Origin of the sequence: Xanthomonas sp. WHRI 6106, from assembly GCF_040202405.1 — a bacterium.
GTDB lineage: Bacteria > Pseudomonadota > Gammaproteobacteria > Xanthomonadales > Xanthomonadaceae > Xanthomonas > Xanthomonas cannabis.
In genome coordinates this window covers 74060-100434 of record NZ_JBEGFC010000011.1, presented here as the reverse complement: position 1 = coordinate 100434, position 26375 = coordinate 74060, and the positions used below count along the sequence as shown (strand labels likewise).

The following is a 26375-nucleotide window of genomic DNA, read 5'->3' as shown; positions in this document are numbered from 1 at the left end:
CGCGTCGACGGCCGGCAACGGTTGGGACCATCGGAAAGGGTCAGGTGGCTGCGGCAACGGCTCGCAGCCATAGAAGTCACGGCAACCACTCGCCGGGGCGGCAGCGTGGTCGGGGATCGGCGGAGAGCGGCACAGGGATGTGCCGCGACGGCGCGTCAGACAGGATGTCTGCCGCGCCGAAGAGCCGATTCCCGGCCGCGCTGCCGCCTCTCGCCGAAGTCAGTATCTGACAGGCTGATGCTTTTTGCGGGTAGCGCATTGTGCTTGCGCCATTTGGTAGAGCCGTACCCTCACCCCAACCCCTCTCTCCCGGGGGGAGAGGGGCTTGATGCATCGCACGCCTTTCAAGAGCCACAGCCGCATTGTTAGGCAGCACCTCGTTCGCTACTCCAACGCAGCATTCATCGGCGTTGTCTTCGGCACACCGCGTGCACGTCGTACCAGCGCCGCTGCGCCGCTGCTCATGTCGTCGAGGATCGCGTAGATCGTCGGCAGGAACAGCAGGCTCACCACCGTCGAAAAGGCCAGGCCGCCGGCAATGGCGCGCGCCATCGGGAAGTACGGCGGGCCGTCGCTGAACATCGTGGTGCTGGTCAGCGAGATCGGCACCATCGCCAGGATGGCGGTCCCCATGGTCATCATGATCGGCCGCAGCCGCTCGCGTGACCCCTCCACCAGCGCCTGCGTGCGCCCCATGCCGCGGCGGCGCAGATTGTTGATGTGCTCGATCATCACGATGCCGTTGTTCACCACCACGCCCATCAACACCAGGATGCCGATGAAGGACATGATTCCGAACGCAGTACCGGTGATCCAGAACAGCCAGAACACCCCGAAAATGGAAAACAGCACGCCGCTCATGATCGCCGCCGGGAACAACAGCGACTCGAAGACGGCGGCCATCACCACGTAAATCATCACCAGCGCGATCACCAGGTTAAACACCATCTGGCCCATCGCCTCGCCATCATCCTGGTAATCGCCGCCGTCGAAGGTGTAGCTGTAGCCGGCAGGGAAACGCATCGCCTTGAGCGGTTTTTCCATCGCAGCGCGCGCCTCCGGCACGGTGACCTTCTCCGCCAGGTTGGCCTTGATGGTCAGCGTGGTCTGCCGATTGGTGCGGCCGATCTGGGTGGCGGCCGGACGGATCTGCACCTCCACCAGGCTCAGCAACGGCACGCTGCGGCCATCCTTGGTGCGCACCGTAAAGCTGGCCAGGTCTTCCGGCTTGCTCTGTTCGGCACCGGCAAAGCGCACCCACACCGGCACCTCGTTGTCGCCACGCCGGAACTCGCGCAACGGCGTGCCACGCAACGCCAAGCCCACGAAGCTGGCCACCTGTTCGGCACTGAAGCCGAACGCCGCCGCCCGCTCCCGATCCACCCGAATTGCCAGTTCGCTGGTGCGATCGCCGGTGTCCACATGCACGTCGCGCAGTTCCTTGCGTTGTGCCAGCAGCGGAATCACGTCGTCGGCCAACGCCTTGAGCGCCTCGGTCGAATCGCCGACCAACTGCACCTGCACGCCTTGATTGCCGCTGCCGCCGTCGCCTTGATTGCCGATGCTGTAATCGGCACGCGCAGACCGCGGCAGCTCCTTGCGGATCTGTTCCAGCAACGGCGGCAGGTCCTTGACCTTGCTCGCATCGAAGGTCACCACGGTATTGCTGCCTTCCACCTCGCTGAACCACGAATAGATCTGCGTGATGTGGTATTTGGCGCGACTGGCTTCGAGATAGTTCTCCACCCGGCCGATCTCATCGCCCAGCTGCTCGCGCGTGTATGAGCCCTTCCACTGATACTGGATATAGGCCTCGTTGCCGCCATCGCCACCGAACATGTCGACCTTGGTCAGCTTCATCGGCACCAGGCTGATCGCACTGACCAGGATGATTCCGGTCACGCTCCAGCCGCGATGCGCCAGCGTCCATGCCAGCACGCGCGCGTAACGCCGCTGCAGCCGCGCGATCACGCCGCGCTCGGAGGTCACCATCGGCGGTGTCTTCATGCGCGCCGACAACATCGGAATGAGGCTGATCGCCACCAGCCACGACGCCAGCAGCGACACCGAAATGGTGATCGCGATCTGCGCCATGAAGATGCTGATGTTGTTGGTCTCGCCGAACAGGTTCGGCACGAACACGATGCAATGGCAGAGCGTGCCGGCGCTGAGCGCGATCGCCACGCTACGCGTGCCCAGCAGCGCCGCCAGTTGCGGCTGGCCAGGCATGCGTTCGCGCTCCTGGTAGATGCTTTCCACCACCACCACCGCGTTGTCGACCAGCATGCCGACCGCCAGCAACAGGCCCATCATGGTCAGGATGTTGAGCGTGACACCGACGAAATACATGAAGCCCAGCGTGATCGCAAAGCAGATCGGGATGGCCAGCGTCACCATCAGCGTGGAGGGCCAGTGCCGCAGGAAAAAGAACAGCACGGTGATCGACAGCAGCAACCCTACCGCGCCGGCTTCGGCCAGTTCGGCCAGCGACGAGGTCACCGCCTTGCCCTGATTGTCGATGACCTTGACCTGCACATCGCGCATTGCCGGCTCGGCGCGGATGTCCTCGACCTCCTTTAAGGCCAGCCGCGAGACGTCCACCAGGTTGGCGCTGCGCTCCTTGTAGATGTCCAGACCGATCGCCGGCCGCCCATCGAGCCGGCGACCGTAGTTCATGCGGGTCGGCTTCAGGCGCACCTGGGCGATATCACCCAGGCGCAGACCCTTGGCGTTGAGCACCAGCTCGCGCAATTCCTGCAGATCGCGCAGTTCGCCGATCGGCTGCACGCGGATGCGCTGGCCGTTGTCGTCGATCTGGCCGGCAGATACCGAGAAATTGAGCTTGCCCAGCCGCTCGCTCAGGTCGTTGAGGCTGAGGTCGTGTGCGGTAAGGCGGTCCGGTGCGATGGCGATTTCGACTTCGTTCGGCGGCGCGCCGGAAATTTCCACCTTCGCTACGCCGGGGATGCGCTCGATACGCCGCTTGAACTCGCGGTCCAGCATGTCATAGGCGCCGGTCAGGTCGGTCTGGCTGGCCAGGCGCACCTTGAGCACCGGCTCGTCGCTGCTGGACCACTTGAAGATATGGAAGCGCTGCAGATCGTCCGGAAAATCGTCGCGGATGGCATCCAGACGCTCGCGTGCGTCCGAGGCGGCAATGGCGATGTCGCGATCCCAGTCGCTGAACTCGATGAAGATGTTGGCGCCATCGGCAGTGGCCGTGGAGCGCATGCGCTTGATGCCGGTCATCGTCGCCAGGGCTTCTTCGGCCGGCCGCACCAAGTTGCGCTCCACCTCATCCGGGGTGGAGCCGGTGTACGGCAACTGCACGAACAGGAATGGCGCGGAGATGTCCGGCAAGGCTTCCAATGGCAGCCGGAACGCGGCGATCAAGCCCACCACCACCAACGACACGAAGCACATGATGGTGGTGACCGGCCGGCGGATGCTGAAGGCAGCAACGCTCATAGCGCCTCCAGTCCGTCGGTATGACCGCCGGCGGGTGCCTCGCGCCGTGCCATGCGCCGGCCACGCTCCAGGTAGTAGGCATCGGCACGCCGGTCCAGCAGGTCGTACACCACCGGTATCACCAGCAAGGTCAGCAGCGTCGAAACCAACAGGCCGCCGATCACGGTGATCGCCATCGGTGCGCGCACCTCCGCGCCCTCGCCCATGGCCACTGCCAGCGGCAGGAAGCCGAACAAGGTGCACAGCGTGGTCATGATGATCGGACGCAGGCGCGAGCGTGCGCCTTCGATCAATGCCTCGCGCTTGGGCACGCCGTCTTCGCGCAGCTGGTTGACCTTGTCGATCAGGATGATCGCGTTCTTGGTCACCAGCCCCACCAGCAGGATCAGGCCGATGAACACCACCACCGAGACCGGCTTGCCGGTCATCAGCAGCGCCAGCACCGCCCCCACCATCGCCAGCGGGATCGTGAACAGGATGACGAATGGATGCAGCAGCGATTCGAACTGCGAGGCCATCACCAGATACACCAGAAAGATCGCCAGACCGAACGCGAACAACAGCGACTTGACCGACTGCGCCAGTTCCTCGCCCTGCCCACCGATGTGCATGCCCACGCCGGCAGCGAGCGGGTCCTTGCGCACCATCGTCTCCACTTCACGCACCGCACCGCCCAGGTCGATGTCCTTCAGGCTGGCCGACACGATCGCCACGCGGGTCTGATCCGCGCGATGGATCTCGCTGGGGCCGGTGGTCGCCAGTACTTCGGCCACGGCCGCCAGACGCACCGGCCGGCTGCTGCCCGGGTTGACGATCAGCTGGCGAATCGCCTCCACGCTGGCGCGGTCGCTATGCTGCGCACGCACCAGCACATCGATCTTGCGATCGCGGAAGCTGTAGCGCGTGGCCACATCGCCGCGCACCTTCTTGACGATGACATCGGCGATCTGGCGCGTGGTCAGCCCCAGCGCACCGGCGCGCTCCTGGTCGAAGCGGATCTGGATTTCCGGGAAGCCCTCCTCCACCGTGGACTTCACGTCCGCATAGTGGCCATTGGCGCGCAGCATCGCCGCCAGCTTCTGCCCGGCCTGTTCCAGCTCGCCCAGATCCTGCCCGCGCAGTTCCACTTCCAGCGGCGTCGAAAAACTGAACAACGCCGGCCGCGCAAAATCCACCTGCGCGCCCGGATGCCCGGCCATGCTGCTGCGCAGCCGCTGCGTGGCGGCCGCTTCCACGTCCGGGCTGCCGCCGCCGGCCATCACCACGGTGAGCTTGCCGATGTTCTCGCCGCTCTCGGTGGGGTTGGCATCCAGCCGCGTGCCGCTGCCACTGACGCCGTACAACGAGGCAACGCCGGGGTCCTTGTCATGGGCCAGCTGCAGCTCGCGCACCAGCGCATCGGTCTGCGCCAGCGGCGTGCCGGACGGCAGTTTGACGGTCATTTCGAAGCGATCCTGGGCCAGCTGCGGAATCAGGTCCGCGCCCAGCATCGGCACCAGAAACACCGTGCCGATAAATGCGGCCGCTGCCAGGCCCAGCACCAGGCCAGGACGCCTCAAGGCCGCCGGCAACATCGCCAGATAACCACGCTCGGCGCGCCCATAGGGTGCCATCGCCAAGTCGCTGGCCTTGCGCATTACCGGCCCCACCACCCGCGCAATGCCACGCCACAGTTTGACCACCACCCACGCTGTGCCGAAGAACGCGTAACGCACGCTCGCTCCGGCCCCGCGCCGCCCGGCCGCCACCGGCTTGAGCCAACGCTGCTCCGGCTGCCAATCCGGATGGCTCGGCTCGTCCGGGAACGCCATCGGCGGCGCCCCCTTGAGCGAGCTCAGCATCGGGATCAGCGTCATCGACACCACCAGCGAGATCGCGATCGCGATCGCCACCGTCAACGCCTGGTCGCGGAACAACTGACCGGCGATACCTTCCACGAAGACCAACGGCAGGAACACCGCAATGGTGGTTAGCGTAGAGGCCATCACCGCCATGCTCACTTCACGGGTGCCGGCAATGGCCGCGTCCAGCACGCTCAAGCCGCGTTCGCGTGCCTTGGCAATGCTCTCCAGCACCACGATCGAATCGTCCACCACCAGGCCGGTGGCCAAGGCCAGCCCGCCCAGCGACATCACGTTGAGGCTCAGCCCCAGCTGGCCCATGAAGAAGAACGTGGTGATGATCGACACCGGCAACGACAGGCTGATGACGAACGTACTCCAGCCATCGCGCAGGAACAGGAAGATGATCAGGATCGCCAGCAGGCCGCCGATCACCGCGTCCTTCTTGACGTCGCTGATCGCGTGTTCGATGAAGTGCGACTGGTCTTCGATGGTGGTGATGTCGACGTCGCCCGGCACTGTCGCCTTGAGTTGCTCCAGGCGATTGCGCAGCGCGGCGGCAGTGGACACGGTGTTGGCGTCACCTTCCTTGTAAATCGCCAGCTCTACCGCTTCCTTGCCGCCCAGGCGGATGATCGCCTCGCGTTCCTTGTAGCCCTGGCGCACCTGCGCCACATCCTTCAGCCGCACCGGCATGCCGCCGGCAATGCTGCTGCTGGACGCCGACGAAGTGCTCTGCACTTCGGCTGCAGCTGCAAGCGCCGCCTGCGAACCGGTGGACGCCGCAATGGCATACATCTGCTGCATCGCCGCTTCGGCCGCGCTGCCGCTGCTGCTCTGCGTGGTGACCAACATGTTGCGGATCTCGTCCAGATCCACGAACTGGTTGACCGTACGCACCAAGTAGCGCTGCGAGCCTTCTTCGAGCCGACCGCCGGAGATGTTGACGTTCTCCTCCTTGAGCCGAGTGATCACGTTGTCGATCGGCAGATTGAGCTGAGCGAGTTTCTGCTGATCGATATCGACCTGGATCTCGTCTTCCAGCCCGCCACCGACCTTGACCGCGGCCACGCCGGCCACCGGCTCGAGCTTCTTTTTCAGGTCTTCGTCGGCATACCGACGCAGCCCGGTGAGCTGGCGGATCGCATCGGTGTCGGAGGCCGGCGCCTGCTTGGGCGACAGCGCCAGCCGCATGATCGGCTCGGTGGAAGGATTGAAGCGCAGCAACACCGGCGGCTTGGTTTCCAGCGGCAGCGACAAGGCTTCCATCTTGTCGCGCACCTCCAGGCTGGCCTGGTCCATGTTGGTGCCCCAGGCAAACTCCAGCACTACATCGCTCTGCCCTGTGCGCGAGATCGACTTGAGCTTGCGCAGGTTCTTGACCACGCCGACGGCCTCTTCCACCGGCTCGGTCACCAGCGTCTCGATTTCCGCTGGCGCCGCACCGGTGTATTCGGTGCGCACGGTGAGCGTGGGATAGCTCAGATCCGGCAGCAGATTGACCTTGAGGCTGCGCAGCGCGATCAGGCCGAACAGCAGCATGGTCACGGTGATCATGGCGATGGTTACCCGTCGCCGCGTGGCGAAGGCGACCAGGCCACCACCGGGCGATGGCGCATGCGGGTCGTGCACGGGACCGTGCGGGTTGCCGTGGTCACTCATGCGTGCGTCTCATCGCGTGCAGCAGCCGGAGCAGTGGCGACCGGCTTGCGATCGGGCTGGCCGATCACCTGCACGGCAGTGCCATCGCGCAGCGCCACCTTGCCGGCCGTCACTACCTGATCGCCCTCTTTCAAACCCTGGCGCACTTCAAGCCACGGCCCTTCGGCGTAGCCCAGCTTCACCGGTACGCGACTGGCTTTGCCATTACGCACCACGAACACCGCCGGCTCGCCGTCGTCGAGCAACGCCAGGCGCGGGATCACCAACGCATCCTTGCGCTGGTCGTAATCGATACGGATGCGCCCGAACATGCCCGGCTGCAACGACTCGGCGCCCTTGCCGAACGCGCAGACCACCCGGAACGTGCCGCTGCCCGAATCCACCACCGGCGCAATGCGGTCCACCTTGCCGACGAACTGCTGGCCGGGCAGCGCATCGGCCAACAAGGTCACCGGCTGGCCGGATTTGAGCGTCGCCAGCTCGCGCTCGGGCACGTTGAGCGTGGCTTCCAGCTGCGAATCGTCGACGATGCGAAAGATCGGCGTGTTGATCTGCACGAAGTTGCCGGTCTTGATCGAACGCGAGGCGATCACGCCGGAAATCGGCGCCTGCACCGTGGTGTAGGACAGCTCCAGCGATGCCAGACGGTGCTGCGCACGGCTGTTTTCGACATCGAACTTGAGCTGATCCACATCCGCTGCGCTCACCAGTTGCTGGCCCACCAACTGGGTGGCGCGGCGATAACTGTTTTCCAGCTTGCGCAGTTGCGCTTCGCTCTGCGCCACTGCCAGGTGCGCGCGATCCGGATCCAGTCGCACCAGTGCCTGGCCTGCCGAGACTTTCTGGCCTTCTTCCACCAGCACCGCCAGCGCAACGCCCGATGTCTTGGCCACCACCTGCGCTTCGGCGCGCGGCTCCAGCGGCGCGGTGCCGGTGTAACTGGCGGCCACCGCGCGCCGCGCCGCCTTGGCGGTTTCCACCGGCACCGCGTCCACGGTCTTCTTTTCTTCTGCAGCCTTGGCCTCACTGTCGCCGGCCTTGCAACCGCCCAATAACAGGCTAGTGGAGATAAACAAGGCTAGCGCGCAGGTTCCGCTGCGGCCGGGCAAGAAAGAGAATGGCGACATCGTCGTGTCCTAGTGGATGCGTGAACAGGTGTTGTAGGCAAGTAAACCACCCGGGCACGTATGCCGCCAATGCGCCAAAGGTCATGGTCTGTTCAACTTCGCGTATTCACCCCGTTTGCGCCGCGCCAAATCGCAGGCATACTCGGTCCGGTTCCGTCACGCCCCCACGTGCGGACGCTCAATCAGTCTTCCGGATACGAAACCATGCGCCCGCAGCCGCTCGCCGCTTGTCTCGCTCTGGTCGTCTTCCTGCCGTTTGGGGGCGCATCAGCAACACCATCCGTCACGCCTGCAGCTCCGGCCACGCCGGCACCTGCCACGGCCGCCCCCGCACCCGCAGCCGCTGCACCGTCCGGCAATCCGTCCAACGGTCGCCTGCTTGCCTATACCTGCCAGGGCTGCCACGGCGTCACCGGCTACAAGAACGCCTACCCCAGCTATCGCGTGCCCAAGATCGGCGGGCAGTCTGCCCAATACCTGACACAGGCGCTGACCGAGTACCGCCAGGGCAAGCGCAAGCATCCGACCATGCAGGCGCAGGCACAGAGTTTCTCCGAGCAGGACATCGCCGACATCTCAGCCTTTCTGTCCACCCTCAAATAAGCGCCCACATGCCGAACGCCCTGCACGCTCCGCGTCTAGCCATCGTCCTGGTCGCTGCCCTGATGGCGGCCTGCTCCCAATCCCAGGTCGAGTCCACCGACCACTCCGCCGGCGATGCCGGCCACGCCAGCGGCGAACATGGCTCGGGCTCCTCCGCCGGCCTGCCGACCGGCCGCGCCGATGCCGGCGACAAGCTGGCACACGCCAAGGGCAAGGCCACCGGCCAGAGCTGCGTTGATTGCCACGGTGCCGACGGCAATGCGCCGATCGACCCCAGTTATCCCAAACTCGGTGGCCAGTACGGCGACTACCTGGCGCATGCGTTGCAGGCGTATCGCAGCGGCGACCGCCAGCATCCGCTGATGACCGCGCAGGCAACCGCACTAAGCGACCAGGACATTGCCGATCTCGCCGCTTACTTCGGCGCGCGGCAGACCCAGCTGCGCGACCTGCACGGTGTCAAGTGAGCCTGTGCAGCGCACGTGCGCCGTCTCATTCGGAATGAAAAAGCGCTTGCGCGAACATTCACAGGCCGCTATCATTTCGTTCTCAGTTTCGTGGGGCCATAGCTCAGCTGGGAGAGCGCCTGCATGGCATGCAGGAGGTCGGCGGTTCGATCCCGCCTGGCTCCACCACTTCAGACATTAGGCCGTCTGAAATGACAACTCAGGTTTTGATACGCGTCCCCATCGTCTAGAGGCCTAGGACACCACCCTTTCACGGTGGACACCGGGGTTCGAATCCCCGTGGGGACGCCAATCATCTGAAAGCCCCGGCAATGCCGGGGCTTTTTTATGCGTTTTGCGCGCGCGTGTGACCGCAAGGGCGCGCTGCAGCAGTCCTGCGCCACGACGCGCGTTCCGCTTCAGCGCCGCTTCGCCCCCGCGTGCTTGTGAACTGATGGCTGCCACTGCTGCACAATGGAGCACGCACGTAACGTCTGCGCGGGCGAACGCGCCGATGCCTCACCTGTGCAGATCGATCTTAGCTCCTGCGCCAGGTGTCACCGTCAGCTCGCTCTGGAAGAGCTGGCGGCAAGCACGGCATTGCATTGGACACTGCGTAACGTCAGCAAGCGCGTCGATGCATGATGCAATGCGCCGTGCCACCAACGACGAGGCGCCCAGAATGCGAATGCGCCACTGATGGCAAGCCCGCGAAGAACGCACAACGCACAACGCACTTTCGCGCGCGTGGGCATACCGTCATCGACACCCAACGATGGCAGCGCATCTTTTTTGCGCAGACCGCTTCCCAAAGTCGTTTTCAGTCGCTATGATTGCCGGCTCGCAGCAACGCGGGGCCATAGCTCAGCTGGGAGAGCGCCTGCATGGCATGCAGGAGGTCGGCGGTTCGATCCCGCCTGGCTCCACCATTTCAGACATTAGGCCGTCTGGTTCGGACAACGAGGTTTTGATACGCGTCCCCATCGTCTAGAGGCCTAGGACACCACCCTTTCACGGTGGACACCGGGGTTCGAATCCCCGTGGGGACGCCAATCATCTGAAAGCCCCGGCAATGCCGGGGCCTTTTTTGTCTGACGATCGATGTCCCGCGAGCTGCAGGCTCGTCCCTCGCGTCCTCGTTCGAAGACGTGGCGCCTGTAGGCATTCGTCACTCTTGCCTGCCTGCAGTGCACACGCACGCACATCTCGACGAGTGCCGACGATCACTCGCGCGGCGCGACCAGCTTGCGCGACCCGCACGTGCGGGATGCAGGAGCCTCAGGCCTGGCCATCATCCAATGCCTTGCGACCTTCATGCGTCAGATCGATGTCGCCGTCTTCGGCCTGGGTGGCATAGCCCGCACGTACCGCCCAGTTTCCCTCTTCGTCCGATACCGGCTTGGTATCGTGGATGTCGCGAAGAATGCGCAATTGCTGCGAAGAATCGTAGTCCATGGAGGCCACCTGCTTGAAGGAGAGCTCCACGGTACGCACCGTGCGTGATGGTTGCGTGCCTGCGCTGTTGTCGGCAGCGATGGACAAACACATCATTTCAGCGCCACACATGTGGTCGCCACACGCGGCGAATCGACGGCATGGGGCGGAGCGAATGAGGGCGCACATTGCTTCGCATGGAACGCAAGGCGCATTGCGTGAGCTGCCAGGCGCAGCGGCGCCGCATACGCGGACATCAAACAGCCACAGCGCCAGGCTGGGTTCCAGCGCGATCAACATGCCGGGTGCACGCACGGCTAAAACGCCACTGCTGCTGCGTGCGCTCCGTCGCCAGACCGCCGATAGCAAAAAGCCCCTCCGGCGTTTGCCGAAAGGGCTTTGCTGAAACCGCAACATCCTGGTGCCGAAGGTGGGACTCGAACCCACACGCTTTTAAGGGCGGCGGATTTTGAGTCCGCTGCGTCTACCGATTCCGCCACTTCGGCGTGGCCGCGCAGTATAGCGACTTGAGAATGAAACGAACAGTGTCACAACGCGCCTGACAAATTCAGGTGCCTGAGGCGTTGGCGGCACCGTGCCTGGTCAGGGCCGATATACTGGCCGACTTGGTGAAGGAGTAAGCAATGTCGGTGTTGCGTGGAGTTCGGGTACTCGTGGTCGAAAACGATGACATGAATGCCATGCTGCTCGAGTTGCAACTGGTCCATGCTGGCGCGGCCGTCGCCGGCCCGGTCGGCGAAGTCCATCAGGCCCTGCGGTTGATCCAGGACGATGCGCCCGATATCGCCGTGCTGGACTATCGGCTGGGCAACGGGGAAACCAGCGAGCCGGTTGCGCGGTTGCTGTCCGAGCGCGGCATCCCGTTCGTGCTGGCCACCGGCGTCGCCAGTACCAGCATCCCTGCCGGCTTCGAACGCGGCGTGATCCTGACCAAGCCCTACCTCTCCGAGGAGCTGGTCAACGCTCTCTTGCGTGCCCGGCAGCTGAGCGGCGCCAGCAGCTGAGCCGTGCGCCCTGCCCTGTTGCAGCCTGACCGATGATCGCGGCCCGGGTTGCCAGCCGACCCGTTGCCACTAAAATCCAGGCATCGAAAACGACAGGCGGGTTGCTGGATGGAGAGTGCCGTGTCGCCGTATGCCGGCTTGCTGCCGGAGACGAGCGAAACTGCCGCCCTGCTCTTGGCGTCCGCATGCGCCGCCGATCCGCTGCTGCGCGGTCATCCGGCGCTGCGTACTACCCTATCGATCTGCCTGCATGCACGGCATCCGATGCTGCTGGTGTGGGGCGAGCACGGGCGCTGCGTTTACAACGATGCCTGCATCGACACATTGGGCGAGCGTCACCCGACCGCGTTCGGCCGGCCGCTTGCCGAGCTGACTGGCCCCGACGCCACCGACACGCTGTCTGCCGGCGCACACGCCGCCTTGGATCTGTCGACCTGGTCGTGCAGCCCGGTGCTGGATGCCGGCCGGCAGGTGGGTGCGCTGTATGTCGCCGCTGCACCTGTCAAGGCGACAGATCAGTCAGATCGCAGCGCGGCGACGCGTGCCGCAACGCCAGCGCTCGACCAGGCTCCGGCCTTCATGGCGGTGTTGCGTGGCCCGGACTACGTCTTCGAGACGGTCAACCAACGCTTCCACGATCTCGTCGGTGAGCGGCCACTCCTCGGCCGTCCCTTGCTGGAGGCGATGCCGGAAATCGCCGACCAAGGCTATCTGGTACTGCTCGACGACGTGCGCCGCAGTGGGCGGCCTTTCATCGGCGAATCGATGACGGCCTACCTGCAGCGCACGCCGGGCAGCGCGCCTGACGAAACCTTCGTGGACTTCCTGTACCAGCCGATGCGCGACAGCGATGGGCGCGTCGACGCGATCCTGGTGCATGGTTTCGATGTCACCGCGCAGCGCCGCGTCGAGCGTCGCGACAGCTTCCTGCTGATGCTCGAAGACGCCTTGCAACATGTCTCCGATCCGCGGCGCATCATCGACACCAGCGTGCGCCTGCTGGGCGAACATCTGCAGGCCAACCGGTGTGCGTTCGGGCTGGCGGCTGCCGATGGCGGCACCATGCACGTCATCAGCGATCACGTGCAGGACATGCCCAGCCTGCAGGGCGATTTTCCGCTGGAAGCAGCACAGGGCCTGCGCGACGCGCTGCTGCAAAACCGCCCCTGGTTCACCACCGACGCGATGGCGCCCGGGGCGCCGGACTATGTGGCCGAGCAGTATCGCCGCTCGGGCCTGCGCGCCTCGCTGGCGATTCCGCTGCACAAGCACGGCCGGCTGGTGGCGGCCATCGGTGTGCATCAGCGCGCACCGCGGCGCTGGTTGTCCACCGAAATCGAGCTGGTCCGTCTGGTGGCGGCGCGCTGCTGGGAGTCGATGCAACGCGCCAAGGCGCAGCAGCAGCTGGCAGCGAGCGAGGCGCGCCTGCGCCGCCTGGCCGACACGTTGCCGCAGATCATTTTCATTGCCGGAGCGGATGGCCAGCCGCGCTACTTCAACCAGCGCTGGTACGAATACACCGGGCTGGACCCGGCCGACCACGAGACCGCCGCCTGGCACCAGGCCCATACCGCCGACGGCCTGCGTCTGTCGGGACAGGCCTGGCAGGACGCGCTGCAGGGCGAGCGCGCCTACGAAGTGGAGTGCGAGCTGCAGCGTCACGATGGTCAGGCGCGCTGGCACCTGACGCGCGCACTGCCGGTGCGTGGCGACGATGGCGGTATCAGCGAGTGGATCGGCACCTATACCGACATCCACGACCGCCGCACCTTCGAGCAGCAACTACGTGAAAGCGAGATCCGCTTCCGCGCACTGTGCGAGACCGTGCCGGCGATGATCTGGATGGCCGATGCGCAAGGCGATTGCGTCTACTGGAACCCACGCTGGTACCACTTCACCGGACAGGCCGAGGATCAGGCGCTGGATCAGGGATGGTGGGACGTGATGCATCCGGACGATGCCGGGCGCGTGCGCTTGGCATTCGAACAGGCGCTGCAGCGGCGTGGCGAATTCCTGGCCGAATACCGGGTACGCCGCCATGACGGGCAGTACCGCTGGTGCATCGATACCGCCTCGCCGCACTTCGCGAGCGACGGGCGCTTCTTGGGGCATATCGGCTCGCTGACCGATATCTCCGAGCGCAAGCTGATCGAAGACGCCACCGCGTCCGACCGCGCGATCCTGAGCCTGATTACCACCGGCGCGCCATTGCCGGTGGTGCTGGATGCCATCGCCCTGAGCGTGGAAGCACGCGGCGAGATCGCGCTGTATTGCTCGGTGATGGTGCTCGACGAGGTACGGCACACCCTGAGCTTCGGATCGGCGCCGCATTTTCCGGTCGATTACCCCGGCCCGTTCGAGCCAGTGCCGGCAGGGCCGGAAGGACCACCGTGCGCACGCTCTGCGCATCTTGGCCAACAAGTCGTCTGTGCCGACATCCAGGCCGAACCGAGCTTCAGCCGCCACCATGCGGTGTCGGCGGCACTGGGCATCGTGGCGTGCTGCGTGACGCCGATCCTGTCCAGCGATGGCCAGGTGCTGGGGACGCTCAACATCTATTACGACCGCCCGCATCTGCCTTCGCTGCGCGAGCAGGCCATGGCCCGCTCGGCGTCGCACCTGGCCGGCATCGTGATCGAACGGACCCGGGTGGACGCCAGGCTCGCATTGTCGCTGCAGGCAGAAACGGCCGCGCGTAACCAGGCGGAGCATGCCAACCGGGTCAAGGACGAATTCCTGGCCACCCTGAGCCACGAGCTGCGCACGCCGCTCAACGCCATCCTGGGGTGGTCGCGGCTGATGCAATCGCAGACCTTCGCGCCGGACAACCTGGGCAAGGGCCTGGTCATCATCGAACGCAGTGCGCGTGCGCAGACCCAGATCATCGATGACCTGCTGGACATGAGCGCGATCCTGTCCGGCAAGATCCGGTTGCAGGCCGAGCATTTCGACATCGCCGGGCTGGCGCGCAGCACGGTTGAACTGATGCAGCCGGCCGCGCTCGCACGCGAGATTGCATTGGAGCTGGACGCGCCGGTCGATGGCGAGCTGTGGTTCTTCGGCGATGCCGGGCGCCTGCAGCAGGTGCTCTCCAACCTGCTCAGCAACGCGCTCAAGTTCACCGCGCCCGGCGGCAGCGTGCGAGTGGGCCTGGAGGTGGACGACGGGCGTCTGCGCCTGTGCGTGCAAGACAGCGGGATCGGCATCGCGCCGGATTTCCTTCCGCATGTCTTCGACCGCTTTCGCCAGGCCGATGCCGGTACGACACGCCGCGTGGGCGGCCTGGGACTGGGCCTGTCGATCTCCCGCCAGCTGGTGGACCTGCATGGCGGCAGCCTGGGCGCTTCCAGCCCCGGTGCGGGCCAGGGTTCGACCTTCACCATCGTGCTGCCGTTCCAGCATGGCGTCAGCGACTGGCGCCCCGCTTCGGCCGAGGTCGCGCCTTCGGGACCGCTGCCGGCCGACTGCCATGGTCGCCTGGCCGATGTGCGCATCCTGCTGGTCGATGACGACCAGGATTCACGCGAGGCAGTGATGCAATTCTTGATGCTTGCCGGCGCACAGGTGCAGGCGGCCGGTTCGGTGGATGCGGCCGAACACTGTCTGGCTGCCGCGCCGTTCGATGTACTGGTCAGCGATATCGCGATGCCGCTGCGCGATGGCTACGACCTCATCCGCACAGTGCGTGCCGGCCGCGCCGATCTGCCGCGGCATATCCCGGCGATCGCACTGACCGCTTATGTGCGCGAAGAGGACCGCGACCGTGCCGTGGTGGCCGGCTTCGATGCGCATATGGGCAAGCCGGTGGAGCCGCCCGGGTTGGTGGATCTGATCGAACGTCTGGTGGTGCCCACACGCACGCGGCATGGCGCGTCGTGATGGCCTCAAGGGAAGGCGGCAGGCTGCTGACAGCGCCTGCAATCAGGCCGAGGTGATGCCCACGGCCCGCAGCAGCCGGCGGCACGAATCACACGCAATCACACCTGCCGCCCGCGCACAGCCGCCGCGTGCGTGCTGCCGGGCGCACGTGCCGGGGCGCGATAAACGTAGGTGTGTCGTTCTTTCATAGCGCCTGGGCAGCAGCGTCCCGCGGCGACTGAGCGCACAGGGACAACGATCGCAGCGGCGGTCATGCCGCTGCCGCGACCTGGTGGGTAAGGCCTGCCCCACCCTGCCCCGACCACGTCGGCCGGGGGGCGTTGGCTCAGCTGCGCTTGGCGCGCGCGAACGCAGCCGCCAACGCGTTGTCGGCCGGGGGCGCGGTGATGCGCGGCTTGTTGTTGCCGGCTGCCGGCCCACGTCCACCGCCATCGCGGCGACCCTGCCCGGGCCCGCCATGACCGCGCGCCTCGCGCGATGGCGCCGTGCCGTCGGCCGGTGGCGGCGTGTCGGACAGGCGACAGGTGAGCGCAATGCGCTTGCGCGCCACGTCCACCTCCAGCACCTTGACCTTGACGATGTCGCCGGCCTTGACCACATCGCGCGGATCCTTGACGAAGGTATCGGCCAACGCGGAAATATGCACCAGACCGTCCTGATGCACGCCGATATCGACGAAGGCGCCAAACGCGGCCACATTGCTGACCACACCTTCCAGCACCATGCCCGGCTTGAGGTGCTTGATGTCTTCGATACCCTCGGCAAACTGCGCGGCCTTGAACTCGGGGCGCGGGTCGCGGCCGGGTTTTTCCAGCTCTTTCAGAATGTCGCGCACGGTCGGCACACCGAACTGCTCGTCGGTGAACAGCTCCGGCTTGAGCGCGCGCAGGAAGCTGCCATCGCCCAGCAACGCCCTGATCGGCTTGCCGGTATTGGCAACGATGCGCTCGACCACCGGATAGGCTTCCGGATGTACCGCCGACATATCCAGCGGCTCGTCGCCATCGGCAATCCGCAGGAAGCCTGCGCATTGTTCGAAGGTCTTGTCGCCCAGTCGCGGCACCTTGAGCAGGTCCTTGCGGCGCTTGAACGGGCCGTTGTCGTCGCGATGGCGCACGATGTTCTCGGCCACGGTGCTGGACAAGCCGGACACCCGCGACAGCAGCGCCGCCGACGCGGTATTGACGTAGACGCCGACCGCGTTGACGCAATCCTCCACGCGCGCGTCAAGCGCCTTGGCCAGGCGATATTGATCGACGTCGTGCTGGTACTGGCCCACACCGATTGCCTTGGGCTCGATCTTGACCAGCTCGGCCAAGGGGTCCTGCAGCCGCCGCGCGATCGACACCGCGCCGCGCAACGACACATCCAGGTTGGGAAATTCCTTGGCAGCGAATTCCGACGCCGAATACACCGACGCACCGGCCTCGCTGACCACGATCTTCTGCAGCTTGGTGGCTCCGCACAACGCGATCGCCTCACCGGCCAGTTTGTCGGTTTCGCGGCTGGCGGTGCCGTTGCCGATCGCGATCAGCTCCACGTTGTGCCGCATGCACAATGTCCTGATCGTCTGCAGCGACTGCTCCCACTGGCGTTTGGGCTCGTGCGGATAGATCGTCTCGGTGGCCACCAGTTTGCCGGTGGCATCGACCACGGCGATCTTGCACCCGGTGCGGATGCCCGGGTCCAGCCCCAGCACCACGCGCGGGCCCGCCGGCGCGGCCAGCATCAGGTCCTTGAGATTGTCGCCAAACACCGCAATCGCCTCGGCCTCGGCCTTTTCGCGCGCCTGATTGAACAGGTCCAGCAGCAGGTGCATGTGCAGCTTGGCACGCCAGGTCAGCCGGCACGCGTCGAGCAACCAGCGATCGGCCGGCCGGCCTTCATTGGAAATGCCGGCATTGCGCGCCACCCGCCCCTCGGCGTACTGGTGGCCGGCTTCGGCATCGGTGCCCGGGTCCAGATCGAGATAGAGGATTTCTTCGCGGCGCGCGCGAAACAGCGCCAGCAGACGGTGCGACGGAATCTTTGCCAGCGCTTCGGCATGGTCGAAATAGTCGCGGTACTTGGCACCGGCCTCTTCCTTGCCCTCGGCCACCTTTGCGCGGATCACGCCGTGATCGTTGAGCCAGCTGCGCAGCTCGCCCACCAGCGCAGCGTCCTCGCCCCAACGTTCCATCAGGATGGCACGTGCCCCTTCCAGTGCAGCCTTGATGTCGGCCACGCCCTTGTCGGCGTCGATGAAGGCCGCAGCGGCCACTTCCGGCGCCTGGGCCGGATCAGCCAACAAGCCATCGGCCAAGGGCTCCAGCCCGGCTTCGCGTGCGATCTGCGCGCGGGTGCGCCGCTTGGGCTTGTAGGGCAGGTACAGATCTTCCAGCCGCGATTTGGTATCGGCCGCGGCGATCTCGTTACGCAATTCGTCGCTGAGTTTGCCTTGTTCACCGATGCTGGACAGGATCGCCGCACGGCGCTCTTCCAGTTCGCGCAGATAGGTCAGGCGCGTTTCGAGGTTACGCAGCTGGGTATCGTCCAGGCCGCCAGTGACTTCCTTGCGGTAGCGGGCGATGAACGGAACACTGGCGCCCTCGTCGAGCAGGGCAATGGCGGCGCGCGCCTGGGCGGGTTGCGCACCGATCTCGTCGGCGATGGTGCGAGCGATCTGCTGGGCAAGCTGGCTATCGTGCATGACGGCGCGGGTAAACCGCTTCACTGAAAACCCGCATTTTCGCAGTGCAGGCCCGCCACGGAAACCCGTTGACAGCGCCGCCGTAAACCTATGCCGTCGCGCTCAGCTGGCGCGGTGGGCGTAATGGGTGGCGGCGCGCTCGACCAGGATGCTCTCCTGCAGCGATTCCAGCGCCATGACACGGATCTTGCCCACGTCCTTCAGCGGCACCATGCGCTCGACGTAGATCTCCGGACCACTGGCGGTCATGGTGCGCGACTTGCTGAAGCCGTATGGCACAACGCCCTTGTCGCCATCTTTGCTGCCACCGACGTACAGGACAATCGACATGTCACACCCTCTTGCTGCGTTGTTGCGTTGGGAGGCGCGAGCATAACCAGCGCGCCGTGAGGAGCTTTCCACGCACGTTAACGCCGGCTGTTTGCGGTTTGGTGACGGGCTGAACGGCCGCGCCCGCCTCACGACCGCTTCACCCCGCTTGGCCGTCCAATCTCGGACCGCCCGCACGTACGACATCGCATGGACCTCAAAAGTGGCTACCCCTTCTGGTCGATCCGCAACGGATTGATGCGCGCGTATCCGCGCCTGGAGCAGGCCACCCACAGCGAGGTCGTGATCGTCGGCGGCGGCGTCACTGCCGCGCTGATTGCCCACGAGCTGCTGCGCAATGGCCACGACGTCATGGTGATCGAGCAACGCGAAATCGGCTGGGGCAGCACCTCGGCCAGCACCGCGCTGCTGCAGTACGAAATCGACACCCCGATGATCGAGCTGGCCAGGCAGTACGGCATGCCGGCAGCCGCGCTCGCCTACCGCGCCTGCGCGCAGGCCATCGTCGATCTGCAGGACCTGTGCGACAGCCTCGGCGGCTGCGATTTCACCCGCCAGGACAGCCTGTACTACGCCAGCCGCGCGCGCGACCTCAACGACCTGCGCAGCGAGCTGGATGCGCGCCGGACGCATCGGCTGCCGGTGGAATGGGTCGAGCGCGAACCGTTGTGGCACGACTATGGCGTGCGCTCGGACGGCGCGATCCTCAGCCGCCTGGCGGCCAGTGTCGACCCGTATCGGCTGTGCTATCGCCTGTTTGCCGAATGCGAGCAATACGGCGCGCGCGTCTTTGATCGCACCAGCATCGCCTCGATCGTACCGCAGGCGCAGCATGTCGAGCTGCGCACCGAAGAAGGCATCACGGTCCGCGCCGGGCACGTGATCATGGCGGCCGGCTACGGCAACCAACAGTGGCTCTCGCAACGCGTGGCACGCAACCGCAGCAGCTACGCGTTCGTGACCGACCCGCTGCATGACAGCGACATGGGCGCGCTCAGACACACCATGATGTGGGAGACCGCACGCCCGTATCTGTACATGCGCAGCACGCCCGATGGCCGTGTGGTGGCAGGCGGCGAAGACGACAATGTCGACATCCCCGCACGCCGCGATGCGCGCGTGCAGGTCAAATTGAAAACGCTGCTGAAGAAGATCGGCAATACCATGCCGGACATGCGCCTGCGCCCGGTGTTTTCGTGGGCGGGCACGTTTGCCGAAACCGCCGACGGGCTGCCGTTCTTCGGCGCGCATGCCGAACACGGCTCACGCCTGCTGTTTGCGATGGCCTATGGCGGCAATGGCATCACCTACAGCGCGATCGGGGCTGGCCTGCTGCGTGCGCGGCTGGAAGGCAGGCCGCATCCACTGCACGCACTGTTCGGGTTCGACCGGTTGGGTTGAGCGCGCCGGCCTGACTGCTGCGTTACTGGCCGGTGCCGTGGTGGATGACGCGGCCGGCGTTGCATCACGCAAGGATTGATCGCACTCGCCTGCACTGAGATCGCACTGGCAAGCTGACACTGCGAGCGACGCACAGCGCAATCGCCGCCTGACGCGTCAGGTGCACGGCAAGCATCCGAGCGCCTGGCAGCCGACACCTGCGATAAGCACGCGGCACCACCCCGCACCGAGCAGCGATTCAGCGCATCAGGCCCCGGACCGGCCATGGCCACCATCCCCGCCCATGCAGGGCATAGGCATCGGCCGCCCGCTCCAGCGGGTTGCGCACGTGGATGCCGCCACACAGCAGATACACCGGCAGAAACAGCGGCCCGAGCACCATGTATTGATAGACATGCGCACGCTCGTGGTCCCCCAGCCGCACCGGAGGATGTTCACACCGGCCGGCCGCATGTGCGTAGGTGCTGCACTGCAGGTCCAGCGATGTCCCCTTGAGCAGGATCACATTGCCAAGCGTCATCGCCCCGCCCGGCCCCCACGGCCAGGCATGAAAGAGGATGGCATGTTCGTGAGGCGACCAACGCGGACGTGCCCCACCACAGCTGCCGATGAGACCCAGCAACACGCCGAGCGCGGTATTGGGCACGGTCCATAACGCGCCCAGCAGCAGCAGGGCCGCGCGCCCGCGCGGCGCCGGGTTCAATCGGCCTGGTTGGGAATCAGCAGCCACAGGATCAGATAGACCAGGATGCCGGGGAACGCGGCCGAGGCGATCGAGACGATGACGAACAACACGCGCAGCAGCGTGGAGCTCCAGCCGAAGCGGCGCGCGATGCCACCGACGACGCCGGCAATCATGCGATCGTTGAGAGAACGGGACAGTGCGGTGGTGGCCATGGGCAGACTCCTGGAAACGTGGCGGTCAGTCTAGAAACACCGACGACAGCGCACCGTGACGGACTTTCAGGACGATCCCCTCCCGGCCAGTGCAACCGCCCGTCCGTTAGCGGCCGTCGCGCGCCTGCAGCCAACGATGGATGGCCACCGGCACCTCGCGCTGCGCACGCCCGGACACGTAGATGCCGATATGCCCGCCGCGAAAACTCAGCTCGCTGTAATCCTGGCTTCCCACCAGCCCGCGCAACGCACGCGAAGCGTCGGGCGGCACCAGATGATCGTGCTCGGCGTAGATGTTGAGAACCGGCATGTCCACGTCCTGCAGATCCACCGCCTGCCCGCCGATGGCCACCTGCCCGGTCACCAGTCCATTACGTTGATAGAACAAGCTGACGAACTCGCGGAACGCTTCGCCGGCCAGATCGGGCGAGTCGAAGATCCATTTTTCCATGCGCAGGAAATCTTCCAGCGCCTGCTTGTCGTCCAGAATGTCCAGCAAGCCGACATACTTCTGCAGATTGAGCCGGAACGGTTTGAGCATCAGGTAACTGGCGTTCATCAGATCCGCCGGCACGTTGCCCATGGTGTCGACGAACAGGTCCACATCGACCATGCGCGCCCAGTTGGACAGCATGTTGTCGGGAGTGTGGAAATCCACCGGCGTGACCATGGTGATCAGGTTGCGCACCTTGTGGCGTTGCAGCGCGGCGTAGCACAGCGAGAACGTGCCGCCCTGGCAGATGCCGAGCACGTCGACCGCGTCCAGCCCTGCATGCGCGCGCAGGTGGTCCACGGCGCCATCGATGTAACGCAGCAGATAGTCTTCGAGGGTGAGGTAGCGCTCGGAGCGGTCCGGGTAGCCCCAGTCCAGCACATAGACATCCTGGCCGTGGCTCAGCAGCCCCTTGACCAGCGATCGGTCGGCCTGCAGGTCCACCATGTAGGGCCGGTTGACCAGCGCATACACGATCAGCAGCGGCGTCCTGGCCACCGGCGCCTGATCGCCGACAAAGCGGTACAGCACCACCTTGCCATCGCGCCAGATCTCTTCGCGCTCGGTCACCCCGTAGTCGACGTCTTCCACGCCGGGCAGCAACTTGAGGCCCTCGCGCAACTTGCGCTGCAGCGACAGGGTTTCCTGCATCAGGTCTTCGGCACTGAATCCCAACGGCCCTTTCATGCCTTGGCTCCACGTGACCTGCCTGCGGCCGGCTTGCGGCCGGGCGATGTAGCCGGCCTCGCTGTCAAGGTGGGTCTCGAGGCAGGCGTGGATGCAGGTCTTGCTGCAGCGGTCTTTTTCACTGCAGGCTTCGCCGACGATGCCGCCTTGGGGGCCGCCGCCCTTGCTGCAGACTGCTTGCCCGCGTCGATCGATGCCGAACGCCCGGGCGCCGTTCCGGCATTGGGGTGCGCTGCACGCCTGGACGGTGCCGCAGCCCCCGGATCGGCCGGCGCGGCCTGCGCAGGCTTGCCGGCGGGGCTGACGCCCACGCCGCTGCGCAGCATGCGCCGCACCAGGCGTTCCAGGTCTGCGATGCGGCGGTGGGCGGCATCCATTTCCGAGCGCGTCGGCATCCCGAAACGTTCGCTGAGCTGTTCCACTTCTTCCTGCAGGGCGGCGCGCAACCGCATATGCGCATTGGCAAACCCGCCGTACACCTGGCGAAACTGGTCCGACAGGGCCACATCGGCGTAGGACTCTTCGGCTGCCTCGATCCACAGATCGAACAAGGCGCGCGCACTGGTCAGCTGACTGCCGCTGCTTTCGTGCTCGCCCAGCTTGCTGGTGAACCGGCTGAACGCCTGCTCGATTGCGGCCTTTAGCTGCTCGCCGTACGCCTGCGACTGCGCCTGATACTCCTGCTGCGCGCGGGCAAGCTTCTGCAGCCGGGCCTGATGATTGCGATTGAGGCCAAACGCGGGCATGTCCAGCCACGGCGCATTTTCTTCACGCCACCTACCCAGGGTCTGCGCAGCCTCCTGCAGCCACGGGTCGAACCCGCCGGGGCTGCCGCCGCGCAGCGAGCCCAGCGTCCACTGCATCAATTGTTCGCCCTGCCCCTGCACGGCGCGCCGCCAGGCATCGGAGACTTCGTTGGCCGAGGTATCGCGGCCGGCAAACTGGGCGGCCACCTGCTGCATGGTGCCGAACCAGCCTCCGGCCTGGGTCCGGAAGCGGTCGATCGCCTCCTGCGCCTGCGGCGCGGCCTGGGTGGGCAACAACTGCGACCACCAGTCAACCGCCTTGCGCCAGTCCTGCGGGGCCTCGCCTGGCGGGCCCGGCGGTGGCTGCGCCCCAGCGGCGGACTGACCGTGACGCATGGCATCTCCCCAGGCGCTCCAGTACTGGCGCGCCTTGTCCTCGAAGTTGCCGTTGTCCGAACCGCTGCTTGCCATCATCCCCTCCCGTGACCGTCCACCCAGCCATCCTACCGCGTGCGCCCGCGCGTGCCGGTCAGGGTTTGGGGATCCGCAAGGTCTTGCTGATCATCAGCGAGCCGGAGATGGCAAACAGCAGCACCAGCGGGTGGAACTGCCACGGCCCGAGCTGCCACTGCCCCCACCACAAGGTCTGGCCGATGTGCCCGCTGCTGGCCGCCACCGCAAGCAGGATCACCAGCACCAGGCTGGTCGGAATCGGCGTGCCTTCGAAGTACGGCACCTTGTCGGCGTCGCCGGCGATCTCTTCGGCGGTCACGTTGTAGCGCGCCAGCCGGCTGACCCCGCAGCAGACGAAGTAGCTCAGCACCAGCCAGTCCCAACCGCCGCGCATGCCGCAGGCGTAGCCGAGCGCTGCCGGCGCCACACCAAAGGAAATCACATCTGCCAGCGAATCCAGTTCGCGGCCCAGCGTGGAAGACGCCTTGCGCCAGCGCGCGACATGCCCGTCGAGCGCGTCGAAGACGAACGCCAGCGGAATCAGCGCCATACCCAGCAGCAGATCGCCACGGTGGCCTTCCTGCAGGAAGCGCATTGCCGCAAACACCGCTCCGGTGCCACAGAAGGCATTGGCCAGCGTGAACCAGTCCGCCAGTTGGAAATCGCGCAGCATCGAGAAATGGCGTTTCATGCGGAACCTGATCAGAACGAGGCGCAAAGGGTAACGCGCGCGCGCCAGGCAGGCGACCGTTTCGGCATCCTCCGCTAGGCTGACGACCAGCGTGGCCGCTCCGGGCCACGCACTGCTCAAGGACACCCGATGCGCAGCATCCTGATCACCGGCGCGGGCAGCGGCATTGGCGCCGGCCTTGCCGCCCAACTGGCAACCGATGGCCACCACCTGCTGGTCAGCGACATGGACCATGCCGCCGCCACCGCCATCGCGCAGCAACTGCGCGATGTGGGTGGATCGGCCGAGGCACTGGCGCTGGACGTCACCGACGATGACAGCATTGCGCAGGCCCTGGCTAAGGCTTCCCGCGCGCCGCAGGTGCTGGTGAATAACGCCGGCCTGCAGCAGGTGGCTGCGCTGGAAGACTTCCCCATGCAGCGCTGGGCGCTGCTGGTGGACGTGATGCTGACCGGCGCTGCGCGACTCAGCCGTGCGGTGCTGCCCGGCATGCGTGCAGCCGGCTATGGCCGCATCGTCAACATCGGCAGCATCCATTCGCTGGTGGCCAGCCCCTACAAGAGCGCCTACGTGGCCGCCAAGCACGGCCTGGTCGGGCTGGCCAAGGTGATCGCGCTGGAAACCGCCGACTGCGACATCACCGTCAACACGCTCTGCCCCAGCTATGTGCGTACGCCGCTGGTGGAGCGCCAGATTGCCGACCAGGCCCGCACCCGCGGCATCGCCGAAGATGCGGTAATCCGCGATGTGATGCTCAAGCCGATGCCCAAGGGCGCCTTCATCGAATACGACGAGCTGGCCGGCACGGTGGCCTTCCTGATGTCGCATGCCGCGCGAAACATCACCGGGCAGTCGATCGCCATCGACGGCGGCTGGACGGCGCAATGAGCGCGCTGGCGAAACTTTCGCCAGCCAGCTCGACAACATTGCAGCGCAAGGGCACCGGGCAGTTGTCCACAGACTTGCCCAGCCGTCATCCACAGGCGATGTGGAGAAGTGCACAACCGCATCGCGGGACCGACGTCGGTGCCGATGCCGGCAGCGTATCGTTGCAGCGGCCAACAGGGTTGTGCTCGCTGTAGCGACGCGCGCGCTGGCCTGATTGAAGCGCGCGCGGCGCTGCCAGGTGCAGTGCGTGCAAGCGCGGTGCAGCCATCGGCGCGGCCGCGTCCGGCGACGAAGGCGAGCGTTCGCCCGACCATGCGTCCGGATCAGGGCAGCAGACACCTGATCAGGCGCTGCGATCTCCCGCGCGCCTCAGACGCGCGAGTACGTCCACGATTGCATGCGTCCGTCGCGGTAGGGCATGACGCCGTGAAACGGGCGCGGGTCGCCATCGAACACCAGCGGCAGGAAATGGCGGTCGCCTTCCCACATCGGCACCTGGTCCATCTGCGCGACCGGGATCCATTCCAGCGTGCCCTCCGGATTGGAGGTGTGCGGCGTGCCCTGGAAACTGCGGATCAGAAAGACGAAACCCAGCCAGTCCTCGCCCTGCTTGCCGAACCCGGGCCAGCTTATGGTGCCGCGCAGCTGCATGTCGCCACAGTCGACGCCGGCCTCTTCGCGGATCTCGCGACGCATGCAGGCCAGCACGTCCTCGTCCGGCTCCACCTTGCCACCCAGCCCGTTGTACTTGCCCAGATGCTGATCGCCGGGACGCGCATTGCGGTGGATCATCAGCACCTGCGTGCCGTCCGGCGACAGCAGGTAGCCAAGCGTGGCAACAATCGGGGTATAGGGCATGGCACGGGATCTGACACGAAGCGCAGCAGTATGACCGATGCAGTCAAGGCTCGCGCGACACGGCCGGTCGGTGCAGGATGCTCGTGCACACCGTGTCGTCCTCGCAGGAAGACCGATGATGCCAACGGGCTAAAACACCGGTAACGCTCGAGGCCGCCACATGGACGACATGCCAGCGTTGCCATCGGCCGCACGCGGCGCGCAAGCCACGGCAGCGTTTCGCGTCTTAGCCGACAGCGGCCTGCGAACCGGGCCGCGGCGGCGCGACGTAGTCGGTATCCAGCTGCAGCGTGGCGACACCGTGACCGCGTTCGGCCAGGTACTCCAGCCATTTGCCCAGGAAGGTGTTCATGCGCATGCGATGGCTGATCAGCTCGGCCGGCGGCGGAAACATCCCCATGACGTCCTGCCAGCGGCGGCCGACGTAGCAATGCGTGGTCTCGGCCTGGCGCGCATCGCGGTACAGACGCACGTAGGCAGACGGGTCGGGCTCGCCGGTGACCGGGTCGCACAGGTCGTAGGTCAGCCGCAGTTCGACGGTGTAGCGATGGCACTCGATCACATCCAGGCGTAAATCCAGGCCGTCGCCGATCGAGGACACATACGACCCGGGCGCCAGATCGCCGGGTGCGAACAGACGCGTCAGGTGCTGGAAGTTTTCTGCATACAACCCCATCAGCCAGCCAAACCGGCTCAGGCGGGGGATGATTTCGAGTTTGCTCAATGCTTGGGCCATGCACCGATCCTACACGCTGCG

The 26375-nt window shown here is 65.8% G+C and carries 19 protein-coding genes, 5 tRNA genes and 1 pseudogene; 11 read left to right on the top strand and 14 right to left on the bottom strand.

Going from position 1 to position 26375, the window contains the following annotated elements:
• Positions 1–384: 384 nt before the first annotated feature.
• Genes ABQZ09_RS15835 through ABQZ09_RS15825 form a run of 3 tightly spaced genes read right to left on the bottom strand, consistent with a single transcriptional unit; the run spans position 385 to position 8098 of the window.
• Positions 385–3468 (bottom strand): efflux RND transporter permease subunit, encoded by a 3084-nt coding sequence (locus ABQZ09_RS15835; protein WP_184554455.1) that lies wholly within the window; start codon positions 3466–3468, stop codon positions 385–387.
• On the bottom strand, positions 3465–6971 hold the full coding sequence (locus tag ABQZ09_RS15830; protein WP_228315254.1) for an efflux RND transporter permease subunit: 3507 nt from the start codon (positions 6969–6971) through the stop codon (positions 3465–3467). The genes ABQZ09_RS15835 and ABQZ09_RS15830 overlap by 4 nt, the downstream gene beginning before the upstream one ends.
• Complete coding sequence (locus ABQZ09_RS15825; protein ID WP_184554459.1) at positions 6968–8098, bottom strand: efflux RND transporter periplasmic adaptor subunit; 1131 nt, start codon at positions 8096–8098, stop codon at positions 6968–6970. The genes ABQZ09_RS15830 and ABQZ09_RS15825 overlap by 4 nt, the downstream gene beginning before the upstream one ends.
• Positions 8099–8302: 204 nt before the next feature.
• Here ABQZ09_RS15825 and ABQZ09_RS15820 point away from each other — a divergent pair, with 204 nt between their 5' ends.
• The 6 genes from ABQZ09_RS15820 (at position 8303) to ABQZ09_RS15795 (ending at position 10199) form a co-directional block, all read left to right on the top strand.
• Positions 8303–8701 carry a c-type cytochrome gene (locus ABQZ09_RS15820; RefSeq protein WP_039409018.1) on the top strand — a complete coding sequence of 133 codons (399 nt, stop codon included), beginning with the start codon at positions 8303–8305 and terminating at the stop codon, positions 8699–8701.
• 8 nt (positions 8702–8709) lie between these two features.
• Positions 8710–9168, top strand: coding sequence for a c-type cytochrome (locus tag ABQZ09_RS15815; RefSeq protein WP_039409014.1), 459 nt, complete (start codon positions 8710–8712; stop codon positions 9166–9168).
• Positions 9169–9260: 92 nt separating this feature from the next.
• A tRNA-Ala gene (locus tag ABQZ09_RS15810) sits at positions 9261–9336 on the top strand.
• Positions 9337–9383: 47 nt separating this feature from the next.
• Positions 9384–9459, top strand: a tRNA-Glu gene (locus ABQZ09_RS15805).
• 541 nt (positions 9460–10000) lie between these two features.
• Positions 10001–10076: transfer RNA gene (locus tag ABQZ09_RS15800), tRNA-Ala, on the top strand.
• Positions 10077–10123: 47 nt separating this feature from the next.
• A tRNA-Glu gene (locus tag ABQZ09_RS15795) sits at positions 10124–10199 on the top strand.
• Between the two features lie 226 nt (positions 10200–10425).
• On the opposite strand, the gene ABQZ09_RS15790 is transcribed toward ABQZ09_RS15795, so the two are convergent.
• The gene (locus ABQZ09_RS15790; protein ID WP_349777380.1) at positions 10426–10881 is read right to left on the bottom strand and encodes a hypothetical protein; all 456 of its coding nucleotides are present in this window, start codon (positions 10879–10881) and stop codon (positions 10426–10428) included.
• A gap of 119 nt (positions 10882–11000) precedes the next feature.
• Positions 11001–11087 (bottom strand) — tRNA-Leu (locus tag ABQZ09_RS15785).
• A gap of 138 nt (positions 11088–11225) precedes the next feature.
• Between ABQZ09_RS15785 and ABQZ09_RS15780 the strand changes: the two genes are divergently transcribed.
• The 3 genes and pseudogenes from ABQZ09_RS15780 to ABQZ09_RS15770 all read left to right on the top strand — a co-directional run bounded on the left by ABQZ09_RS15780 (position 11226) and on the right by ABQZ09_RS15770 (position 15485).
• Positions 11226–11606 (top strand): response regulator, encoded by a 381-nt coding sequence (locus ABQZ09_RS15780; RefSeq protein WP_039409661.1) that lies wholly within the window; start codon positions 11226–11228, stop codon positions 11604–11606.
• A 108-nt stretch (positions 11607–11714) separates the two neighbouring features.
• Positions 11715–12104, top strand: a pseudogene (locus tag ABQZ09_RS15775) (histidine kinase); the annotation flags it as partial.
• Between the two features lie 81 nt (positions 12105–12185).
• Entirely contained in the window at positions 12186–15485 is a 3300-nt protein-coding gene (locus tag ABQZ09_RS15770) for a PAS domain S-box protein (RefSeq protein WP_503019245.1), read from the top strand.
• A gap of 325 nt (positions 15486–15810) precedes the next feature.
• Here ABQZ09_RS15770 and ABQZ09_RS15765 read toward each other — a convergent pair whose 3' ends face one another.
• Both ABQZ09_RS15765 and ABQZ09_RS15760 read right to left on the bottom strand, forming a co-directional pair.
• Positions 15811–18174 (bottom strand): Tex family protein, encoded by a 2364-nt coding sequence (locus ABQZ09_RS15765; protein WP_349777341.1) that lies wholly within the window; start codon positions 18172–18174, stop codon positions 15811–15813.
• Positions 18175–18276: 102 nt separating this feature from the next.
• Positions 18277–18504 carry a hypothetical protein gene (locus ABQZ09_RS15760; RefSeq protein ID WP_039409670.1) on the bottom strand — a complete coding sequence of 76 codons (228 nt, stop codon included), beginning with the start codon at positions 18502–18504 and terminating at the stop codon, positions 18277–18279.
• Between the two features lie 189 nt (positions 18505–18693).
• Here ABQZ09_RS15760 and ABQZ09_RS15755 point away from each other — a divergent pair, with 189 nt between their 5' ends.
• On the top strand, positions 18694–19905 hold the full coding sequence (locus tag ABQZ09_RS15755; protein ID WP_349777340.1) for an NAD(P)/FAD-dependent oxidoreductase: 1212 nt from the start codon (positions 18694–18696) through the stop codon (positions 19903–19905).
• Positions 19906–20143: 238 nt separating this feature from the next.
• Here the strand turns inward: ABQZ09_RS15755 and ABQZ09_RS15750 are convergent, their stop codons facing one another.
• The 5 genes from ABQZ09_RS15750 to ABQZ09_RS15730 all read right to left on the bottom strand — a co-directional run bounded on the left by ABQZ09_RS15750 (position 20144) and on the right by ABQZ09_RS15730 (position 23872).
• Positions 20144–20608 (bottom strand): hypothetical protein, encoded by a 465-nt coding sequence (locus ABQZ09_RS15750; RefSeq protein WP_228315250.1) that lies wholly within the window; start codon positions 20606–20608, stop codon positions 20144–20146.
• Positions 20605–20802: a PspC domain-containing protein gene (locus ABQZ09_RS15745; RefSeq protein ID WP_029219975.1), complete on the bottom strand. Its 198-nt coding sequence runs from the start codon at positions 20800–20802 to the stop codon at positions 20605–20607. The genes ABQZ09_RS15750 and ABQZ09_RS15745 overlap by 4 nt, the downstream gene beginning before the upstream one ends.
• 106 nt (positions 20803–20908) lie before the next feature.
• Entirely contained in the window at positions 20909–21982 is a 1074-nt protein-coding gene (locus ABQZ09_RS15740; RefSeq protein ID WP_039409682.1) for a class III poly(R)-hydroxyalkanoic acid synthase subunit PhaC, read from the bottom strand.
• Positions 21979–23202 (bottom strand): class III poly(R)-hydroxyalkanoic acid synthase subunit PhaE, encoded by a 1224-nt coding sequence (gene phaE / locus ABQZ09_RS15735; RefSeq protein WP_349777339.1) that lies wholly within the window; start codon positions 23200–23202, stop codon positions 21979–21981. Before phaE ends, ABQZ09_RS15740 begins: the two co-directional genes overlap by 4 nt.
• A gap of 55 nt (positions 23203–23257) precedes the next feature.
• Complete coding sequence (locus tag ABQZ09_RS15730; RefSeq protein ID WP_039409759.1) at positions 23258–23872, bottom strand: CDP-alcohol phosphatidyltransferase family protein; 615 nt, start codon at positions 23870–23872, stop codon at positions 23258–23260.
• Between the two features lie 129 nt (positions 23873–24001).
• Here ABQZ09_RS15730 and ABQZ09_RS15725 point away from each other — a divergent pair, with 129 nt between their 5' ends.
• The gene (locus tag ABQZ09_RS15725) at positions 24002–24760 is read left to right on the top strand and encodes a 3-hydroxybutyrate dehydrogenase (protein ID WP_349777338.1); all 759 of its coding nucleotides are present in this window, start codon (positions 24002–24004) and stop codon (positions 24758–24760) included.
• Positions 24761–25129: 369 nt separating this feature from the next.
• Here the strand turns inward: ABQZ09_RS15725 and ABQZ09_RS15720 are convergent, their stop codons facing one another.
• Together ABQZ09_RS15720 and ABQZ09_RS15715 are read right to left on the bottom strand one after the other, a co-directional pair.
• A complete protein-coding gene (locus tag ABQZ09_RS15720; protein WP_039409691.1) occupies positions 25130–25618 on the bottom strand; it encodes an NUDIX hydrolase in 489 nt (162 codons plus the stop codon).
• A gap of 226 nt (positions 25619–25844) precedes the next feature.
• Entirely contained in the window at positions 25845–26354 is a 510-nt protein-coding gene (locus tag ABQZ09_RS15715) for a DUF1249 domain-containing protein (RefSeq protein ID WP_123137235.1), read from the bottom strand.
• Between the last annotated feature and the right edge of the window lie 21 nt (positions 26355–26375).

Coding starts and splice junctions, on each gene's coding strand:
- ABQZ09_RS15835 (WP_184554455.1), bottom strand. CDS start 3,468: ATGAGCGTTGCTGCCTTCAGCATCCGCCGGCCGGTCACCACCATCATG.
- ABQZ09_RS15830 (WP_228315254.1), bottom strand. CDS start 6,971: ATGAGTGACCACGGCAACCCGCACGGTCCCGTGCACGACCCGCATGCG.
- ABQZ09_RS15825 (WP_184554459.1), bottom strand. CDS start 8,098: ATGTCGCCATTCTCTTTCTTGCCCGGCCGCAGCGGAACCTGCGCGCTA.
- ABQZ09_RS15820 (WP_039409018.1), top strand. CDS start 8,303: ATGCGCCCGCAGCCGCTCGCCGCTTGTCTCGCTCTGGTCGTCTTCCTG.
- ABQZ09_RS15815 (WP_039409014.1), top strand. CDS start 8,710: ATGCCGAACGCCCTGCACGCTCCGCGTCTAGCCATCGTCCTGGTCGCT.
- ABQZ09_RS15790 (WP_349777380.1), bottom strand. CDS start 10,881: ATGTTGATCGCGCTGGAACCCAGCCTGGCGCTGTGGCTGTTTGATGTC.
- ABQZ09_RS15780 (WP_039409661.1), top strand. CDS start 11,226: ATGTCGGTGTTGCGTGGAGTTCGGGTACTCGTGGTCGAAAACGATGAC.
- ABQZ09_RS15770 (WP_503019245.1), top strand. CDS start 12,186: ATGGCGGTGTTGCGTGGCCCGGACTACGTCTTCGAGACGGTCAACCAA.
- ABQZ09_RS15765 (WP_349777341.1), bottom strand. CDS start 18,174: ATGCACGATAGCCAGCTTGCCCAGCAGATCGCTCGCACCATCGCCGAC.
- ABQZ09_RS15760 (WP_039409670.1), bottom strand. CDS start 18,504: ATGTCGATTGTCCTGTACGTCGGTGGCAGCAAAGATGGCGACAAGGGC.
- ABQZ09_RS15755 (WP_349777340.1), top strand. CDS start 18,694: ATGGACCTCAAAAGTGGCTACCCCTTCTGGTCGATCCGCAACGGATTG.
- ABQZ09_RS15745 (WP_029219975.1), bottom strand. CDS start 20,802: ATGGCCACCACCGCACTGTCCCGTTCTCTCAACGATCGCATGATTGCC.
- ABQZ09_RS15740 (WP_039409682.1), bottom strand. CDS start 21,982: ATGAAAGGGCCGTTGGGATTCAGTGCCGAAGACCTGATGCAGGAAACC.
- phaE (WP_349777339.1), bottom strand. CDS start 23,202: ATGATGGCAAGCAGCGGTTCGGACAACGGCAACTTCGAGGACAAGGCG.
- ABQZ09_RS15730 (WP_039409759.1), bottom strand. CDS start 23,872: ATGAAACGCCATTTCTCGATGCTGCGCGATTTCCAACTGGCGGACTGG.
- ABQZ09_RS15725 (WP_349777338.1), top strand. CDS start 24,002: ATGCGCAGCATCCTGATCACCGGCGCGGGCAGCGGCATTGGCGCCGGC.
- ABQZ09_RS15720 (WP_039409691.1), bottom strand. CDS start 25,618: ATGCCCTATACCCCGATTGTTGCCACGCTTGGCTACCTGCTGTCGCCG.
- ABQZ09_RS15715 (WP_123137235.1), bottom strand. CDS start 26,354: ATGGCCCAAGCATTGAGCAAACTCGAAATCATCCCCCGCCTGAGCCGG.